General features: G+C 60.6%; 17 protein-coding genes and 1 pseudogene. 10 read left to right on the top strand and 8 right to left on the bottom strand.

Features of this window, described 5'->3' with window-relative positions:
* Positions 1 to 54: 54 nt before the first annotated feature.
* Both P3T24_RS02375 and P3T24_RS02370 read right to left on the bottom strand, forming a co-directional pair.
* Positions 55 to 1,011, bottom strand: coding sequence for an AraC family transcriptional regulator (locus P3T24_RS02375; RefSeq protein ID WP_083611741.1), 957 nt, complete (start codon positions 1,009 to 1,011; stop codon positions 55 to 57).
* 354 nt (positions 1,012 to 1,365) lie between these two features.
* A pseudogene (locus tag P3T24_RS02370) lies at positions 1,366 to 1,551 on the bottom strand (hypothetical protein); the annotation flags it as partial.
* A 136-nt stretch (positions 1,552 to 1,687) separates the two neighbouring features.
* Between P3T24_RS02370 and P3T24_RS02365 the strand changes: the two are divergent.
* Complete coding sequence (locus tag P3T24_RS02365) at positions 1,688 to 1,945, top strand: hypothetical protein (RefSeq protein WP_429432042.1); 258 nt, start codon at positions 1,688 to 1,690, stop codon at positions 1,943 to 1,945.
* Positions 1,946 to 1,977: 32 nt separating this feature from the next.
* Positions 1,978 to 2,502 carry a ThuA domain-containing protein gene (locus P3T24_RS02360; RefSeq protein ID WP_429432039.1) on the top strand — a complete coding sequence of 175 codons (525 nt, stop codon included), beginning with the start codon at positions 1,978 to 1,980 and terminating at the stop codon, positions 2,500 to 2,502.
* A 254-nt stretch (positions 2,503 to 2,756) separates the two neighbouring features.
* On the opposite strand, the gene P3T24_RS02355 is transcribed toward P3T24_RS02360, so the two are convergent.
* On the bottom strand, positions 2,757 to 3,062 hold the full coding sequence (locus tag P3T24_RS02355) for a DUF4148 domain-containing protein (RefSeq protein ID WP_074268876.1): 306 nt from the start codon (positions 3,060 to 3,062) through the stop codon (positions 2,757 to 2,759).
* Between the two features lie 1,551 nt (positions 3,063 to 4,613).
* On the opposite strand from P3T24_RS02355, the gene P3T24_RS02350 reads away from it, so the two are divergent.
* The 4 genes from P3T24_RS02350 to P3T24_RS02335 all read left to right on the top strand — a co-directional run bounded on the left by P3T24_RS02350 (position 4,614) and on the right by P3T24_RS02335 (position 8,876).
* Positions 4,614 to 5,906, top strand: coding sequence for a hypothetical protein (locus P3T24_RS02350; RefSeq protein ID WP_429432036.1), 1,293 nt, complete (start codon positions 4,614 to 4,616; stop codon positions 5,904 to 5,906).
* Positions 5,907 to 6,236: 330 nt separating this feature from the next.
* Positions 6,237 to 6,416 carry a hypothetical protein gene (locus tag P3T24_RS02345; RefSeq protein WP_429432033.1) on the top strand — a complete coding sequence of 60 codons (180 nt, stop codon included), beginning with the start codon at positions 6,237 to 6,239 and terminating at the stop codon, positions 6,414 to 6,416.
* A 102-nt stretch (positions 6,417 to 6,518) separates the two neighbouring features.
* Positions 6,519 to 7,205, top strand: coding sequence for an HD domain-containing protein (locus P3T24_RS02340; protein ID WP_429432031.1), 687 nt, complete (start codon positions 6,519 to 6,521; stop codon positions 7,203 to 7,205).
* A 219-nt stretch (positions 7,206 to 7,424) separates the two neighbouring features.
* The gene (locus P3T24_RS02335) at positions 7,425 to 8,876 is read left to right on the top strand and encodes a catalase (RefSeq protein ID WP_429432028.1); all 1,452 of its coding nucleotides are present in this window, start codon (positions 7,425 to 7,427) and stop codon (positions 8,874 to 8,876) included.
* Positions 8,877 to 8,902: 26 nt separating this feature from the next.
* On the opposite strand, the gene P3T24_RS02330 is transcribed toward P3T24_RS02335, so the two are convergent.
* Positions 8,903 to 9,568, bottom strand: a complete 666-nt coding sequence (locus tag P3T24_RS02330; RefSeq protein WP_429432025.1) for an O-methyltransferase — start codon at positions 9,566 to 9,568, stop codon at positions 8,903 to 8,905.
* Between the two features lie 2 nt (positions 9,569 to 9,570).
* Here P3T24_RS02330 and P3T24_RS02325 point away from each other — a divergent pair, with 2 nt between their 5' ends.
* Positions 9,571 to 10,293, top strand: a complete 723-nt coding sequence (locus P3T24_RS02325; protein ID WP_429432022.1) for a TetR family transcriptional regulator — start codon at positions 9,571 to 9,573, stop codon at positions 10,291 to 10,293.
* Between the two features lie 36 nt (positions 10,294 to 10,329).
* On the opposite strand, the gene accD is transcribed toward P3T24_RS02325, so the two are convergent.
* A complete protein-coding gene (accD, locus tag P3T24_RS02320) occupies positions 10,330 to 11,202 on the bottom strand; it encodes an acetyl-CoA carboxylase, carboxyltransferase subunit beta (RefSeq protein ID WP_074268884.1) in 873 nt (290 codons plus the stop codon).
* 392 nt (positions 11,203 to 11,594) lie between these two features.
* Here accD and P3T24_RS02315 point away from each other — a divergent pair, with 392 nt between their 5' ends.
* Complete coding sequence (locus tag P3T24_RS02315) at positions 11,595 to 12,209, top strand: thioredoxin fold domain-containing protein (protein ID WP_429432019.1); 615 nt, start codon at positions 11,595 to 11,597, stop codon at positions 12,207 to 12,209.
* A 48-nt stretch (positions 12,210 to 12,257) separates the two neighbouring features.
* A complete protein-coding gene (locus tag P3T24_RS02310) occupies positions 12,258 to 13,325 on the top strand; it encodes an SDR family oxidoreductase (RefSeq protein ID WP_429433224.1) in 1,068 nt (355 codons plus the stop codon).
* Positions 13,326 to 13,340: 15 nt separating this feature from the next.
* Here the strand turns inward: P3T24_RS02310 and P3T24_RS02305 are convergent, their stop codons facing one another.
* The 3 genes from P3T24_RS02305 to P3T24_RS02295 all read right to left on the bottom strand — a co-directional run bounded on the left by P3T24_RS02305 (position 13,341) and on the right by P3T24_RS02295 (position 16,005).
* Entirely contained in the window at positions 13,341 to 14,609 is a 1,269-nt protein-coding gene (locus tag P3T24_RS02305; protein WP_429285836.1) for an ATP-binding protein, read from the bottom strand.
* Positions 14,593 to 15,333: a response regulator gene (locus P3T24_RS02300; protein ID WP_429285837.1), complete on the bottom strand. Its 741-nt coding sequence runs from the start codon at positions 15,331 to 15,333 to the stop codon at positions 14,593 to 14,595. The genes P3T24_RS02305 and P3T24_RS02300 overlap by 17 nt, the downstream gene beginning before the upstream one ends.
* Before the next feature lie 63 nt (positions 15,334 to 15,396).
* Positions 15,397 to 16,005: a TetR family transcriptional regulator gene (locus P3T24_RS02295; protein WP_429433222.1), complete on the bottom strand. Its 609-nt coding sequence runs from the start codon at positions 16,003 to 16,005 to the stop codon at positions 15,397 to 15,399.
* Between the two features lie 304 nt (positions 16,006 to 16,309).
* Between P3T24_RS02295 and P3T24_RS02290 the strand changes: the two genes are divergently transcribed.
* On the top strand, positions 16,310 to 17,944 hold the full coding sequence (locus tag P3T24_RS02290; RefSeq protein WP_429432016.1) for an efflux transporter outer membrane subunit: 1,635 nt from the start codon (positions 16,310 to 16,312) through the stop codon (positions 17,942 to 17,944).
* Positions 17,945 to 18,034: the final 90 nt, after the last annotated feature.

The raw sequence follows: 18,034 nt of genomic DNA, 5'->3' as shown, positions 1-18,034 counted from the left end.
ATTCCGGCGCTATTGCTGCCGTGGTGGGGCGTAAAACAGGTGCTGGCCGAACGCCTACGAGGCGTGCGCGGCCTCGGGCGATTCCTTGGCGCTTGCAGCGTTGAGCTGCTGATACGCGCGCCATCGCGACGGCGGCATTTCCTTTAGCAACAGGAACTGCCGGTTAAAGTTCGAGAGGTTGTTGAAACCGACCTGATAGCAGATGTCGGTGATACTCAGTTCGCCCGCCATCAGCAACTGGCACGCGAGATTGATGCGCAGCCGGTTGACGTACTGCACGAAGGTGAGGCCCGCGTGCCTGCGGAAGTATCGTGAGAAGGCGCTCACGCTCTGCCCCGCGAGTTCGGCTAACTCTGTTTCCCGCAACTCCTGCGACAGGTTCTTGCCAATGTAGGCAAGCACGTGATTGATATGCGTCTCGACGTACGAGGCAGGATCCGAACGATAAGCGGCGCTCGCCAGCTTGACCTGTTCGGTGCTTTGCAGAAGCACATCGAGCAACGCAACGAACAGCGTGATGCGCCGGATGCCTTGCGCGCCCAGCATCTCGCGCATGATCGGTTCGGCCGCGATGCCGGTTTTCGGCGTGAACAGGACACCCCAGCGCGAGGCGTCGAGCAAGGGCTCCACGCGCTTGAGTTCGGGGAAAGCCGCGATGGCACGCGCAGCGAATTCGGCATCGAACTGCAGGACAAGACAGCGTTCGTCCACACGCGTCTCTTGCGGCACACTGCTCACCCAGTTGTGCGGCAGATTCGAGCCTGTCATCACGAGATTGCCGGGCTCAAAGCTACCGATGTGATCACCGACGAAGAATTTCCCTGTTGTCGATGTGATCAGATGAATCTCGTATTCGGGGTGGAAGTGCCAGCGCACGGTGCGATAGGGGTACCCGTGCGACCAGACCTTGAACGATTCGTCGCGCGGCACGGCGACCAGTTCCAGATCGGGCTGGGCGATATTGGCGCTGCGGGCATCCGCGCGCGCCGTGGCACCCCGGGTGGTGTGCATCTGTCTTCCTCCTGAGTCTCTTTTCAGCCAGTCCGCGTACGCTGCACCGCGCCCAGCCATGACTGAAAATTAACCCTCTTGCAGATGTTCCACCACTGAAAATCGGGCCGCTAACCGATACTTTCTTGCATTCGGGTTAGCCCGTATGACGTGACGATTTCAGGCGGGAGAACACGAACTGGTAGTGGTAACCCTTGGCGGCGAGAACGCGCGCCATGTCCTCGTTGGCCGCGGTCCAGTCATGCATACCGTCGGCAAGCGGCGCGACCGGCCATCCGGATCCTTCGTCAACACCACATGCGCATTCTGTTCGACACGCGGCAACACCTCCTGCTCGACCCGTTCAGCATAGGTGCCGGACACCGCGTCATATTCGCGGCCCCGTTCGGCGCCCTGCGCATCCTGTCCGCCGGCGCCTATACCGATCGCTATCATCGGCGGCAGTTTGTGCGCGTGGATGAGATTGTCCAGCACGTTGAAGAGCTTCTGCGCCTTGAAGAAGCCGTGCGGGCCGCCATCGCCATACACGATGAAGGGGGCTGCCGTACCTGGGACGTAGTCGGCCGGGACGTAGACATCGACCTCGCGACTCCAGCTGAGATGACACTATCTGCCGAGTCCATGATGAAAGTATGGACCGTGCCGTGAGGCACATCGGCTTGGGCAACGATCTCTGGTGACGGCTGATGCGTACGGCGTGAGTCTGGAATCGCTGCATCATCTGTCGAAGCGCAAAGGCTTTGAACTGGTGTGTTGCGACGACATGGGCAACAACGCGTTTTTCGTAAGACGCGACCTGTACCCGCTTCTCGGTATCGTCAGCAACGATCCATCAGTCCTGTTCCGGCCTGCCACGTACAAGCGGCGCTACGTCGGCCACAACACGTTCCTGAGCGGCCATCCTTATCGGTACGGTCCAGCTGAACAGATCTGAATAGACCAACCGAACGCCACCTTCGCCGCGATTTGCGAGGCCTATGCGCTAAAGCCTCACGGCCCGGCACGCCGGATCAGCGAGCGGGTCTGGCATTTGCCAACCAATCGCGGCGAGTTCGAGCGGTTCGTGGCGGTGTGGGTTTCGGAGGCTGGCACGGGGGCGCCGGCGACGCGTACCGTGCGAACCCCGACTACCAGTTCATGGTGGGGGGCCAATGGGTTGCGCATCCCGGCAACATCGTGGACTACACCGTTCAGATCACGGCACCCGATGATCCCGTTATGCACGGTCTCGCCGATTTCTCGATGCACTCAGAGCAGTACTTCATGCATTTTGATCCGAGCAACGAGGTTCTTGCGACGACCTGCTTCGACGGGCCGTATGTTCGGGAACATGAGCCACAGGTAACGGGTGTCGTCATGCCGGTCGCGTGGAAACGCAAGTGGGGCAAAGGCAGGGTGTTCTATTCTTCGCTAGGGCACGTCAACGCCGATTTCGAGGTCCCGCAAGCGCGCGAAATCATGTTGCGTGGACTGCTTTGGGCCGCGCGCTGAACGGGGTGAAGCAGTTGCCCGGACGTGAACCAGCATTGATGAATAACAAAAAGCGCCCAGACCGTGAAGGCCTGAGCGAAGCCATCGGGAATCCGACGGCGGAGGTGTTCAAAACAAAACCGGCTCGCTACTGCGGTCCAACCCGCTAGCGAGCCAGTTTCGTGGATGGTAACGTGTCGCGGCGCAATGCTTTGACTGCACGGTATTCGCTATGCCGACGCGTCAAGATCCTTCAGCGTGTGTCTGGCTAGACCTTAGTGGCCGTACATCTCGTTCCACTCGGCCTTCGAAATGGCCCGGTGTCCTGTATCCGACGAACCGTTTGCGACGCCGCCGACGTCAGTTGCACCGTTTTGTGCGGCGACTTTGGCTTCTGCAGCCTGCAGGTCAGCCGGGTACGTGGCATTGTCGGCCGAGGCGGGGTTATAACCGGCCTTTTCCAGTTGCACCAGTTGACTGCGCACTTCTGCACGCGTCAAAGGTTGGTTCGATTGAGCAAATGAAACCACCGGAGCGGAAAGAGCGACAGCGATGGCGACAGCCTTGATGATCGAGTTCATGATTAAAACCTCCACAAATTGTTTTACACGGCGCTGCAAACAGGTTGGTGTGCAGCAGGTGAATACAGTCTATGAGGCGAGCAGCCCAGGGTAAATACCTAAGTTTGGAAATGACTTTTCTCGGAAATCTGACAATCGGGACGCCCGCTCGGCGCAATGCCGACGGCCGCGGGCAGCGGGGCCGGATCAACACCTCGCCCCGGATCCTGCGCTCAGCCCACTAGCGCGCTCAGAAGTCGGTCGCCCGCGGTGGCGGCAGGAATGCCCGCTTCAGATGCGAACTCGAGTCGTCGTTATGGCGGAACAATGTGCCCTTCAGCGGGCCTTTCGACAGACCACGAACGCTCACCATCCAATTTGAATTGGTGTCCGAACTATCAGTCTTGGCCATCCGTGCCTGCGTATTGCTGCCGTCGGACGCGATGCTCGAACAGGCGCCGAAACGCGCGCGTGTAAAACATCCGAAGCACATCGAACTACACGTCAAAGCTGACATCGAAAAACTCGAAGCGTGAGGCGCGAACAACCTACTACGAATGCTCTGAGCCATGCATCGCTCATCTCATTCCCAGGTTTACCCTCGGCCGCCCTTGCATCAGCGGATGGCATTCACGCAAATTCGGTCGTTTTTGCAGCATTTTTCTCGCCGAGGAAATTTTTTACTCTCGATCAATGATCAGATGAGAGTGTCTCCCAGATTCTAAAATCCCCTCACCGCCAAATCTGTATGACCGACGTTTGACGGAGAAATCGCATCGGCCTCTGCGGGCGCAATCCCCTCTATCAACGCACTCCCATCTGTTTAAAACCAGCACGTTTAATTCGGATTCCATATTGATTGTCAGAAAATTCCATTTTCATTTTAGCCCGGTAAATCTAACGCTATTTGACAGTTTTTAACTTCGTATTACGAGTAAATCCGCTCGCATCTGCTCTATGCGTGTGGTGCCGAACAGTGTGTCTGTACCTGCTCCACTACCTTTCATTTGCGTCTGTATCAACGGGATGCATCCCCTTTGCGTCGGGTATAGAGGTGCACGCGCCACGCGCACGGATCACATTCCGTCATATCCAGATCTGTTCTACGAGCGGACTTCGGGGAATGGTTAGGAGACCCACGATTCCGCCTGACACGGTCACGAAGACCCGGCCTCTGTAAACGGGAGGACTTTGAACGGCTCCCCAGGAACCGGCTTCGAATAGATAATTAGGGGTACGATATGAAAAGATATAAAAGTGCATCCGGCTCGATCGGAATGTGCAGGATAGCGATTGCAACCGCAGTGACCTTATATGCGGGAATGGCTTGTGCCCAATCGAATCCATACGCCGCGCAAACTGCGCCACTCTGGAAGAGCGAGAGTAGTCCCCCGCAATTTGTGTTGGCTCAAGACCCGACACAAGATTGTCCCCAGTCAAGCACGCATGGATGCCGCAAGGAGGACGGTAATGGCCTGCCGGCGTTGCTTAGTGGCCTGCAAGATTCGGATACCGGTGGCACGGTAGGTCCGCAAAGCGCATTCGGCGCGGGTACCCCGTCGAGTGGAACGAATGGCACGGCGTCCGGAAGCCAGGGATCAGGGAGTAGTGGAACCGGCAATGCCGGGGCCGGGGCTGCGGGTGGTGGTGGTAAAGGTAGCGGTGGTGCGGGTAGCGGGAGTGGTGGGTCTGGGAGTGGTAGTTCGGGCAGTGGTGGATCTGGTACGGGTGGATCGGGTACGGGTGGGTCTGGTACGGGTGGGTCTGGTACGGGTGGGTCTGGTACGGGTGGATCTGGTACGGGTGGATCTGGTACGGGCGGATCGGGTACCGGTGGTACTGGCACGGGCGGCTCGGGTACCGGTGGTACTGGCACCGGCGGCTCTGGTACGGGTGGCTCTGGTACGGGTGGCTCTGGTACGGGTGGCTCTGGTACGGGTGGCTCTGGTACGGGTGGCTCTGGTACGGGTGGCTCGGGTACGGGTGGCTCGGGCACGGGTGGCTCGGGCACGGGCGGCTCGGGCACGGGCGGCTCGGGCACGGGTGGCTCGGGCACGGGTGGCTCGGGTACGGGTGGCTCGGGTACGGGTGGCTCGGGCACGGGTGGCTCGGGCACGGGTGGCTCGGGCAGTGGTTGTGCGGGCGACAGCGGCCACGGTAGCGGCGACGGCGGTCACGGCTCCGGTGACGGTGGTCGCGGCAGCGGCGATGGCGGCCATGGTAGCGGCAGCGGCCACAGTTCCGGCGATGGCGGCCATGGCAGCGGCGACGGTGGTCACGGCTCTGGTGACGGTGGTCACGGCTCCGGTGACGGCGGTCACGGCTCCGGTGACGGCGGTCACGGCTCCGGCGACGGTGGTCACGGCTCCGGCGACGGTGGTCACGGTTCCGGTGACGGCGGTCACGGCTCCGGTGACGGCGGTCACGGCTCTGGTGACGGTGGTCACGGCTCCGGTGACGGCGGTCACGGCTCCGGTGACGGTGGTCACGGCTCCGGCGACGGTGGTCACGGCAGCGGCAACGGTGGTCACGGCAGCGGTGACGGTGGTCACGGCAGCAGCAACGGAGGCCACGGCTCCGGCGATGGCGGTCACGGCAGCGGTGACGGAGGCCACGGCTCCGGCGACAGCGGCCATGGCTCCGGCGACGGCGGCGGTCACAGCAGCGGCGGCCATAGCGGCGGCTTCGGCAGCGGTGGCTTCGGCAGCGGCGGCCATAGCGGCGGTTTCGGCAGTGGCGGCTTCGGCAGCGGCGGTCACGGGGGCGGCTTCGGCAGTGGCGGCCACGGAGGCGGCAGTAGTGGCGGTTGCGGCGGTGGTCACGGCGGCCACTAACCTCAGCAACTCCGCACTAAAACCGCTCTAGCGAACCGAAAGCATCTTCGCGTAAGCCCTACGCGAAGATGCTTCATCCCATGCGCGAACGTCATCCAGACCCAACGCAACGAAACCCACACAACCACCAGAATCAAACCATCCGGGCCTTCACAGCGTGCACTGAACACGCACCCCAAGCCCGCGAATCGGCACTCCCCGCTCGCCCGAAAACGAGCCAATCACCTCAATAAACTCACCCTATCCCCCGCCACGGCAGAAAACGTCGTGCGCCTGGCAGTGATGCACGGTTCTTCGTCGTTGCCCGTCAAGGGGCGTTGACCAATACTGGTCTCCATCAACGCGACTTCGGACGGACATCATGAACCACCCTGTCGAACACCCCTCACTCGCTGCCGCGCCCGCTTCGGCTACCGTCCGCGCCACGTTTCGCGCACTCGCCGAACACGCTGTGCATGCGAGTGAAGACGATCTCCTCGACGAGTATTTGATGCTGACGTTTCCCGCCAGCGATCCAGTCTCACCTGGCTTTTTCACCTGAATAGCAGCATCGGGTCGCGGGCGCCCCGCTTCACCGCTCGCGGCCAGCACACTCGCCAGAACCACTATCAACAGCTCCTCAACCATCACTAAGGAATACTATATGACTACCACCATCGCCGGAATCAAGATCCCCGACAGCATCATGGCACGTGCTGCTACTGAACTGGTCCGCGACACCGAACCGGACCTGCTCTACAACCATTCCCGGCGTGTGTTCCTGTTCGGCGCACTCTCCGGTCAACGCAAAAATCTCAAGTACGATCCGGAACTGCTGTATATCGGCGCGATGTTCCACGACATGGGGCTCGTCGATGCATACAGCAGCAAGACAGACCGCTTCGAAGTCGATGGTGCAAACGCAGCGCGCGACTTCCTCACGCAGTATGGCGTGAACGAATATGACATCGAGCAGGTCTGGACCTCCATCGCACTGCATACGACGCCCGGCGTTCCCGAACACATGAAGCCCGTCGTCGCGCTGGTCACCGCCGGCGTCGAGATGGACGTGCTCGGTCTCACCTATCACGAGTTCAGCGAAGAACAACGGATCCAGGTCGTCGCCGCGCACCCGCGCGAGAAATCCTTCAAGAACGACATCATCGATGCGTTCGCTCAAGGCACGATCAAGAAACCCGGAACCACGTTCGGCAACGTCAAGGCCGACGTTCTCGAGCTTCGCGACCCGACCTACAAGCGCCTGAATTTCTGCCAGATTATCCTTGGCTCCGCATGGGACGACAGCCAGGCCGGTCACTCTCACCACGCCGGCTGCGGCTGCGCGGACTAAAGGAGGATCGTCATGCAGCACCTCGCACACGGAGAAAACGCAATGGGCGCGGTCAATCGCATGGGAGCGCCCGATACGCCGGCGCAGCTGGAACGGATCCTCTATCTCGCGAAGCCTTCTTCGTAATTCTGGACAGGAAACGGCGAGTCTGCAGGCAATGACCACTTCTGCACCTCTCGCCCTCCCTCTATATCTTTGGAATCAAAGGAGTTGATTAGCATGGCGAAGCTCACAACCGTATTCGGCGCGCCCGTCGTCGATAACCAGAACATCAGGACTGCCGGACAACGCGGTCCCGCATTGCTCGAAGACGTGTGGTTTCTCGAGAAGCTGGCGCATTTCGACCGTGAAGTGATCCCCGAACGGCGGATGCACGCGAAGGGATCCGGCGCATTCGGAACCTTCACCGTCACACACGACATCACGCAATACACGCGGGCAAAGATTTTTTCGGCGATCGGCAAGAAGACCGAGATGTTTGCCCGTTTCTCGACCGTTGCCGGCGAACGCGGTGCGGCTGACGCGGAACGCGATATCCGCGGTTTTGCGCTCAAGTTCTATACCGAGGAAGGTAACTGGGATCTGGTTGGCAACAATACGCCGGTCTTTTTCCTGCGCGATCCCCTTAAATTCCCCGACCTGAACCATGCAATCAAGCGCGATCCGCGCACGGGTCTGCGCAGCGCAGAAAGCAACTGGGACTTCTGGACGCAGCTTCCTGAAGCGTTACACCAGATCACGATCGTGATGAGCGAGCGAGGCATCCCGAAAACTTTCCGTCATATGCACGGATTCGGAAGCCACACGTTCAGCTTTATCAATGCGAAGAACGAGCGCTATTGGGTCAAGTTCCACTTCCGTTCGCAGCAAGGAATCGAAAACCTGACGGATGCCCAGGCTGAAGGGCTGGTTGGCCGCGATCGCGAAACACATCATCGCGACCTTTACGAAGCGATCGAGCGCGGCGAATTTCCTCGCTGGACTCTGTCCGTGCAGATCATGCCGGAGAAGGACGCCGGCAGCTATCACATCAATCCATTCGATCTGACCAAGGTCTGGCCGAAAAGCGACTATCCGCTCATCGAAGTGGGTGTGATGGAATTGAACCGCAATGCCGAAAACCACTTCGCCGATGTCGAGCAGGCAGCATTCGCGCCGGCCAACGTCGTACCGGGCATCAGCTTCTCGCCCGACAAGATGTTGCAAGGGCGCCTCTTCTCGTACGGCGACGCCCAGCGCTATCGTCTGAGCGTGAACTACCATCAGATCCCCGTGAACGCTCCGCGCGGCGCAAGGTACGTGCACAGCTATCACCGCGACGGGCTCATGCGCGTCGACACGAACTCGGGTGGCGCGACCTCCTATGAACCCAACACGCGCGGCGAATGGCAGGAACAACCCGATTTCCGCGAACCGCCGCTGTCAATTGAAGGCACAGCCGATCACTGGAATCATCGTGTGGACGACGACTACTATTCTCAGCCCGGCGCGCTGTTTCGCCAGATGACCCCCGCGCAAAAGCAGGTGTTGTTCGAGAACACCGCGCGGGCCATGAACGGCGTATCGAAGCCGATTCAGCAACTGCATATCGAGCATTGCACGATGGCGGACCCCGCCTACGGCGCGGGCGTCGCCAAGGCCATCGAGGCGCTGCAAAAGCAGTCTGTGTAGTCTTCGTCGCGGCGTGGCGCGGCGGCCTACAACTTGATCGAAACTTCTACGTCGTCCGCCAAGCCTTGCGAGAAGTATCTGCCGCTCGAACGCACGATTTCCAGGTACTCCGGGCTCCAGTCGGCGTTGTCGGCCACGAGCACGGAGCCTGCGCGCAAGCGCGGTTCAAGCAGCGAGCAAACCGCCGGGTACAGCGCCTTCGCTCCATCGAGCAGGACCAGGTCGACGTGCTCCGGCAGTCCGCTCGCAAGCGTTTCGAGCGCATCGCCCTCGCGCACCTCAACCAGGTCGCCGAGACCGGCAGCGGCAATCGTCCTGCGCGCCGCGGCAACCTTCGAAGACTCGAACTCGGTGGTGATCAGCAGTCCGCCGCCGTTGTCCCGCAACGCTGTGGCCAGGTGCAAAGTCGATACGCCAAACGACGTACCGAACTCGATAATCGAGTGCGCCTTCGTCATGCGCGCATACATATAGAGCAGCGCGCCGGTCTGCCTCGAGACCGCAAGATGGAATTCCTTCGCATGCCTATAAAACCCCTGATAGTCCTCGGATCGCGCGCTTGCCATCAATGCATCGCGTTCCGCGGATGAGAGAGCGGCCATCTGCCTGTGCATAAGCGCCCGCGATGCGTCTGCATCGGCGAATAGCTGTTCCAGAACGGTAGATACGGGCGGTTGAGTCAGTGTGATCATGAATGAACCCTTTGAATGGAATACACGTTGTTGTGCATGTGGATAGAATACGAACAATTAGTCGCATTTACTATTCGCATTCGGAAGGCACAGACATGAAACGCCGGCAAGGCCCCGTCGTGACAGCACGTAAGCGTCCACAGCAGGAACGTTCAACCCGCCTTGTAGCGGACATTCTTGAAGCCGCAGTTCGCGTTTTAGAGCGGGAAGGCGCGCCGCGTTTTACCGCAGCACGGGTAGCGGAAGCGGCTGGGGTGAGCGTCGGTTCTCTCTACCAGTACTTCCCGAACAAAGAGGCCATGCTGTTCCGGCTGCAGACAGAGGAATGGACAAGGACCCACGCGTTGCTGGAGAGCCTCCTCAACGACCCCACGCGCCCTCCTCTGGACCGGCTGCGCTCAGCCGTGCAGGCATTCTTCCAGACCGAATATGAGGAAGCTGCGTTTCGCATTGCACTCGAGGACGCGGCGCCGCTTTATCGCGAATCGCTCGAGGCGCGCGAGCAGAAACAAGCCGGTATGCGCGTGGCAGTCGCCTTCGTGAAAGAAGCGCTTCCTGATCTGACGACCGCGCGCCGTGCGTTTGTTGCCGAGCTGTTGGTGACAACCATGTCGCAAGTCGGTGAAGCGGTTTCCGAAAAGGCGAAGTCGAAAGCCGATGTCGAAAAATGGGTCGCGGAAATGGCCGACATGTTATGCGCGTATGTGGAACACCTGGCCGCGTGATAGCCGGCCAGCGCATCTAACTTTAGTCCGTCAACATCACATAATCGCATCCGTCGCCTGCAAGGTCAGGAGTGCCATCAGTTGTGCGATTTCGTCGCGCATCTTGCGGCGGTCCACAATCATGTCTATCGCGCCCCGCCGCAGCAGGAACTCCGGGCGCTGATATCCCGCCGGCAACGTCTCGCGTACTGTTTGCTCGATTACCCGCTCGCCCGTAAACGCGATCATTGCTTTCGGTTCGGCCATCACCACGTCGCCGAGAAAGGCGAAGCTTGCCGATACGCCACCTGTGGTTGGATTCGTGAGCACAGAGATGAACGGCAGTCGCGCGTCCGCCAGCCGGGTCAACATGGCGGTGGTTTTGGCCATTTGCATCAACGAATACACGCTTTCCTGCATGCGTGCGCCGCCAGACGCGGCAATGCAAACGAAAGGCGTACGTTGCTCGAGGGCGTTTTGTACGCCGCGCACAAATCGTTCGCCGACAGCCGACCCCATCGAACCTGCCATGAATCCGAACTCGAAGCACGCCACCACGGCCGGAATCGAGTGGATCGCCCCTCCCATGACCACCAAGGCGTCAGTCTCGCCCGTGTCTTCCATTGCTTCGCTCAGGCGATCGGGATAGGTGCGGTTGTCCTTGAAATTTAGAGGGTCGACCGGCAATACTTCGCGGCCAATCTCACAGCGCCCTTCCGCGTCGAGCAGATGGTCCAGCCGCTCACGGGCGCCAATAGGCATGTGATGAGAACATTTAGGGCAGACATGAAGATTCGCTTCGACGTCGCCGCGATAAAGCACCGCTTCGCACGCTGGGCACTTGAACCACAGGCCTTCAGGAATGACCTTGCGGCGCGCCGGATCGCTTTGCTTGATCTGCGGCGGCAATAAATTGTCGAGCCAGTTCATACCCTCTCCCGTTCACAGCGTCATCGCAACCACATTCAGTGCGACGACATGAATGACAAAAGTCAGCGAGCAGATAATCAGTAACTGGGCGTCCATGACCGATCCGGTAGTCGCGAGCCGTCCAAAGTCTACCTGATCGAGGAACGGCAACCGTGGGGTCGCCAACCAATCAAGGCCGAAGTCCAGGCAAGCGCGGGCCAATCTGATATTCGGGCACGGTCACGATCGCCAGATCGCTACGAGACCCCATTTTGCCGCTGTGAATACCGCGCGGCGGACCTCCTGCCTGCGTAGCTGCGCACGCCAAACTCCAGGATCGTGGACAATTAGCGAATTCACGCCGTGGTACGTTCAACCTGCGTACGTTCGACCTGCATCCAGAGGAGCGTTTTATGTTCAAACCTGTAAGACATGTCGCTGCTGCGGCCGCGATCATGGTGTCCGGTTTTGCTGTAGCGGCGGACCAGCCCGCCCCCACCTATCTGCCGGCCTCAGCAGCGGCGACGTTCGAGAACGCGCCGGCGATCGTGGAAGGCGCTTCGGGCAAAAACGTCAAATCGACGATCTATGTTTTCATGGACCCCAACTGCATCTTCTGTCACTACGCATGGAAAGCGTTCCAGCCCTACGAAGCCGCCGGCTTGCAGGTGCATTGGATCCCGATGGGCTTCCTGAAACCGGATTCGGCCGGCAAGGCCGCCGCGCTGCTCCAGGCACAGAATGGTCCGGCGTTGATGCATGAACTCGAGACGAAATTCTCCGAGAAAGAAGAGTCGGGCGGCATCGCACCGTTGGCAAAGGTGCCGCCAGCGACGCAAACCAAGCTGGACGGCAATATAAAAACGTTCCAAAGCCTCGGCTTCGACGGCACGCCGACCATCATCTACATGACGAGCGGTGGCCGCTGGGCAGATGTCAGCGGCTTGCCGCCTTTGAGCTCATTGCCGGCCATGCTGAATCTGCCGGAACAGCCGATTACCGATCCGTCTTTGCAGCGGTTCCGCTAGATCACCACTGCTTTCGACAGACATTTTCATTTTGTGACTATCAATCTCATGCAAAACCGGGCACTTATTATTGGCGCAAGCGGTATCGTCGGCAGCAACCTGGCCGATCAATTGCTTTCGACCGGCTGGACTGTTGCCGGTCTTTCGCGCGGCCGCACAGCGTTGCCGCAGGCGGTCGAACCGATTACCGCCGATCTGACCTCCGCGGCATCCGTAAGCGAAGCGTTGGCTGGAAAATCCTTTAGCCATATCTTTTTCACTGCATGGTCTCGCCAGGCGACGGAGAAGGACAACATTCGCGTGAATGGCGGCATGGTGCGTCACGTGCTGGATGCCGTTGGGCCCTCGGGCAGCGTTTCGCATGCGGCGCTTGTCACGGGCCTGAAACATTATCTCGGACCGTTCGAAGCGTACGCGACCGGCGCGGTACCCATTACGCCGTTTCGCGAGGAACAGGGCCGCCAGGTCGTGGAGAATTTCTACTACGAGCAGGAAGACCGTGTGTTCGAAGCCGCGCAACAGTATGACTTTAGCTGGAGCGTGCACCGGCCGCATACGATCATTGGCTACGCGATCGGCAACGCAATGAACATGGGCGTCACGCTCGCGGTCTACGCGACGCTTTGCAAACAGACGGGCCAACCGTTCCTGTTTCCCGGCTCCGCAGCGCAGTGGAACAGCCTGACCGACATGACCGACGCGCGCCTGCTCGCACGTCACCTTGAATGGGCCGCCACGTCCGACGCTGCGCGCAACGAAGACTTCAACGTGGTCAACGGCGATGTGTTCCGCTGGAAATGGATGTGGTCGCAGATTGCCGGCTATTTCGGCATCGAGGCCGTGCCATTCGACGGCGAAGTCCGTCCGCTCGAGACACGCATGCAGAAAGCCGCGCCGGCATGGAGCGAGATCGCCACACGCTTCAACCTGGAGGAAGCGGATATTGGCAAGCTGGTGTCATGGTGGCACACCGACGCTGACCTTGGACGCCCCATGGAAGTGGTCACGGACATGACGAAGAGCCGCAAAGCCGGCTTCCTCGATTATCAAAGCACTCCCGACTCGTTTTTCGCGCTGTTCGACAAGCTTAAGACCGAGCGGATCATTCCTCAGTAAGGTACGAACTCCTGACTATCCCGCACGGTCCGGAAAGGTCAGCGTAACCAGCAAGCCGCCGTCCGCCGCATTGACCAGACAAAACGTCCCGCCATTGCGGCGCACCAGTCTTCGCACAATCGAGAGTCCCAGCCCGCAATGGGCATCGCCGCCACGAGCCTCATCGAGACGGACGAACGGTTGCAAGGCGTGCTCGAGCTGGTCGTCGGGAATCCCGGGGCCGTGATCGCGCAGCGTCAAAACGCATTTGCCGTGCTGCAAGCTGGTCGCGATTTCGACGGGCGGTTCGCCGTACGTCATGGCATTCTCCAGCAGATTGGCGAGGATGCGGTCGAGGTCGACCAGCGGCAGTCTGAAGTGTCCAGCAGCACGCAGATCCAGCGTCACGAGCGAGCTTTCCGTGTCCCCGTCCTGCGGAACGTTGCCGTACTGGCTCTGACAAAACGAGTCCACGGACACGAGCGGCGATCCATCCGCACGGTCGCGCACGAAATCGAGGAACTGCTTGACGATGCGCCCGAGCGATTCGACATCGCCCAGGAAACCCATCCGCTCTGCCCCGTGCGGCAGCAGATCGGCGCGAACCTGCATCCGCGTGAGCGGCGTGCGCAGATCATGAGCGACGCCCGCCAGCATCATCGCCCTCTCCTGTTCGTATTCGCTGATCTCGCGAATCATCTCGTTGAAGCTGACGATCAGTTCCGCCACCTCGCGCGGCCCGCTCACACTGACGACGGGTGTGCTGACGCCAATACGAAACTCGCGTGCCGCATTGGCCAGCCTGCGCAGCGGCCGCTGGGCCTGCCAGGCTCCGAGGAACGCCACCGCGATGGCCAACGCGAGCATCAAGGCCAACGCGGTGTGCATGCGGGCTTCGGTCAACGTAGCGCCCGGTATGCGGATCCAGTTGGCGTCGCCGGCATAGCGCACCCAGACCGTGCCTGTGTCGCCGGACAACACGACCTGACTGCCCGGCGGCAGATTCTCACGCAACGCGTTCTCGTACAGTCCGTGTGTTTCGCGCCGTGAAGGCGGTCCGTCGCCTGGGTTCGTATCGCGCCCGTCGAGATAGGTGGCGCCGAGCGCCGAAGCAATGTGCCTCGTCGCCTCGATACCATCACGCCGCGACTCTTCGACCACCTGGATGCCGCGCGACGCATGCTCGGCATGCATCTGGTTGGCTTCGCGGCCGAGCATGAACACCATGGCCGCGTAGGCCAGCACGAGCAGGCTCGTGGTCATCAGTGCCGCGCGTCCAAAGAGTGTATTAAACGGATTTTTCATTGCCGTCGCCGCCATCGCTCGGAGCAAACATATAGCCCACCCCGCGTACGGTCTGGATCACGCAGGGTTGGGAGGGGTCCTCTTCCAGCAGTCTGCGCAGGCGCCACACGGCCAGATCCATGCCGCGCTCGGTGATGTCCGCGTCGGGGCCGTACAGCATGTCGAGCAGTTTTGTGCGCGACAGCGTCTCCATCGGATGCGTCACCAGCACTTCAAGCAGCGCGTAGTTCGTGCCCGTCAGCTTGATGCGCTTGTCGTCGCAGAACAGGGCGCGCGCAGTGAGATCGAGGCGAAACCGGCCAAAGCGGTAAATCGCCTGGCGTCCATTGACAGCTGGGGACGGCTGGCCCGAATGGCGGCGCAGCACCGCTTTGATACGCGCCAGCAGCTCGAGCGGCGTGAACGGCTTGCCCAGATAGTCGTCGGCGCCGAACTCGAGCCCCACGACCCGATCCATTTCGTCCGCAAGCGAAGTCAGCATGATGACGGGAATAGTGTCGCCCGCCTCGCGCAATTGCCTGAGTGCGGTCAAGCCGTCCACGCCTGGCATCATGACGTCAAGCACTACGATGGATGGCCGCTCGAGCGCGAGGCGATTGGCGATATTGGTGGCGTTATGCAAAACCGAGAACTCGATGCCGCGCTGCTGAAAAAATTTCCTGAGGAGGTCACGTAGACCGGCATCGTCGTCTACGAGCAGGACCTGAATCGCTTCACTCTCCATCCACACCCTCCTGTCAGTCCTGATTGAAACGTGAACCCGCAGGCGAGTCGCCGGGGGCTCATGTCAGTGCCGTGACAGACACTGAAACGTCAAACCGACAATCCTACCCAGATTCAGCCTGGTGTTGTGCCGGCGTCTCAGCAGGTCATTTCGAAAGACTCCTGTAAGGGTGGCGTGAATAAACAAGGCGGATTGGTACGCGTCGAGGTCGGCGGACAACTGGTCGCACGAGACCGCATGGAGCAACGCCTGCTCGATCTGGGTCTCCGCCAGACGGTTGGCGGCCCGGACGCGCCGCCAGAACCGCGCCGTCTCCTCAGTCGATTCACAGCGCGCAAACACGATGCTGTAGAGGTGGCGCATACGCGTTTCGCGCAACGCCCGCGAGAGCCGCACTTCAAGTTCCGTGCGCAGCGTACCGAGTGGATTGGGCTCGTCCGGAGGCAGGGGAACGCCGAAAGGGTCGAGCGGCAGAGCAAATCGCTCAAAAATGGCATCGAAGATCGCGTCTTTATTTCTAAAATGACCGTAGATCGCCCCTCGGGTCACCCCGGCCGCATCGGCGATTTCGTCCAGCGTGGTTTGCGTGACGCCATGACTGAAGAACATGGCCTCTGCTGCATCGAGAATCGTTGCACGCGTGTCGAGCGCTTGCGCCTTCGTCCGCCTCATTAGCATTCAGCCGCTTTCTGTCGCGCATCCATGCCCTGCGACACCGCGGCTGCTCAATAGCTCAGATGATGCGATCATAGCCGCCGTGCATGGGAGCGGACGTTAGGCTTTTTTTCGGATTATTTCAAAGTGAAATTTATCGAAGTGCGATTTCATTTAACGTGCTCCTGCTTTTTGCACATCGAGTAAGATCACCGCTCATTCTGCTGTTGCGGTTCCACCGATGTCGGGTGCGCAAATCAGTGTGGCGCTCATCTGTTGCCCGACAACATAGAAGTTTTGAATACGGCTAAACGGAGTTCACTTGAGCAACCAGTCTCCACTCGGTCGACTCGCTCTATATGTATCCAGGATGAGTAGTCCGGTTCGCACGGACGCTTCCTCCCGGTCGACCTTTGTATCACCCGACTCACGCCGTCCCCGCAAGCCAGCGCCAGCAACGGCGCCGCTACGCACCCTGCGCTCCGGCTGCGCGCTGGCGGCTACGCTATGCCTCGCGGCTTGCGCCGTCGGTCCCGACTATCACAAGCCGCCGCAGGACATTCCCGCCACCTTCAAGGAAGGCGCCGACTGGCAGCGCGCGCAGGCCAACCCGCAAGGGGCGCTTTCCAGCACCTGGTGGCTCGACTATCACGACGACACGCTGTCCCACCTTGTGGATCAGTCGCTTAAGGCCAACCAGTCGATCGCCGCAGCGGAAGCCGCCTACCGGGTCGCCAAGGCCACGATCGATGCGAATGTCGCGAGCCTGTTCCCCACCATCGGGGTGGATGCGTCGGGCTCGCGCTCCCGTACGGCCGCTGTCGAGAGCATCACGGGTCAGCCTTATACGAGCAACCTCGTGTCCGCCAGCGCGTCCGCCAGCTGGGAAATCGACCTGTGGGGCAGTGTCCGGCGCTCGATCGAGTCGGCCAAGGCCAGCGCTCAGGCCAGCGACGCCCAGCTCGCCGGCGAGCGTCTGTCGATCGCCGCCAGCCTCGCCATCGATTATTTCGCACTGCGTCAGGCCGATATCGACATCGATTCGCTGAAACAGCAGCAACAGATCGACGCCAAAATTCTGGAGATGGACCGCGCGGGCTTCCTGCAGGGAACGGTCTCGAACGACACGCTCCTCGATGATCAGGACAACCTCGAACTGGTGATCGCCGACCTGCAAGCCACGGAGACCTCCCGCGAGCAGGACGAACACGCCATCGCGGTGCTGATCGGCGAGCCGCCGGCCAGCTTCACGCTGCCGGCGCAAAGCGACTACACGTTCGCGACCCCCGCCGTGCCGCTCGGATTTCCGTCGGAATTGCTGGAACGGCGCTATGACGTCGTGAGCGCGGAACGTACGGCCGCCGCGGCTAACGCCAAGATCGGCGTCGCCGAGGCCGCTTTCTTCCCAACGCTTACGCTCTCGGCGCAAGGCGGCTTCGAACACAACGCCCTCGCGCATCTGTTCTCGATGCCGAGCCGCTTCTGGACGCTCGGCCCGGATCTCGCCGCGACGATCTTCGACGGCGGTGCGCGCTCTGCGGCGGTCCACGAGGCCGAGGCCACGTACGACCAGCAGGTCGCCACGTATCGCGGGACCGTGCTGTCCGCGTTCCAGAGCGTCGAGGACAGCCTGTCGTCTTACAACCATCTGCAGCAGCAGGAGCAGGCGTTCGCCAACATCTACAAGCGCAACCAGCAGCTTTTCTCGAGCCAGCAGGCCCAGATGCAGGCCGGCACGGCGAGCCAGGAAGCCGTGTTGACGCAGCAGCTCACGCTGTTGCAGGCCGCGCAGAATCTGAAGGACACACAGGCAGCGTTGACGGAAAGCAGCGTCACGCTGGTCAAAAATCTCGGCGGCGGCTGGCAGTGGGATGACGCCAAGGGTGTAGCAGTCAGCACCAGTGCGAATGCCGCGCCGCAATCGTCGAATCAAACATCGGGAGCCCCGTCGCAATGAAAGATCGCCTTGAACGTGATCGCTTTGGAGAGCGAAGCGTCCAGTCCAGCGACGGCCGGTTGCGTCGGGAATCGGAAAAAAATGGAGTCT

This window comes from Paraburkholderia sp. GAS33 (assembly GCF_050436645.1).
Classification (GTDB): Bacteria; Pseudomonadota; Gammaproteobacteria; order Burkholderiales; family Burkholderiaceae; genus Paraburkholderia; species Paraburkholderia phenazinium_B.
The sequence above is the reverse complement of the archived record's forward strand: the minus strand, read 5'-3'. Positions and strand labels throughout refer to the sequence as shown.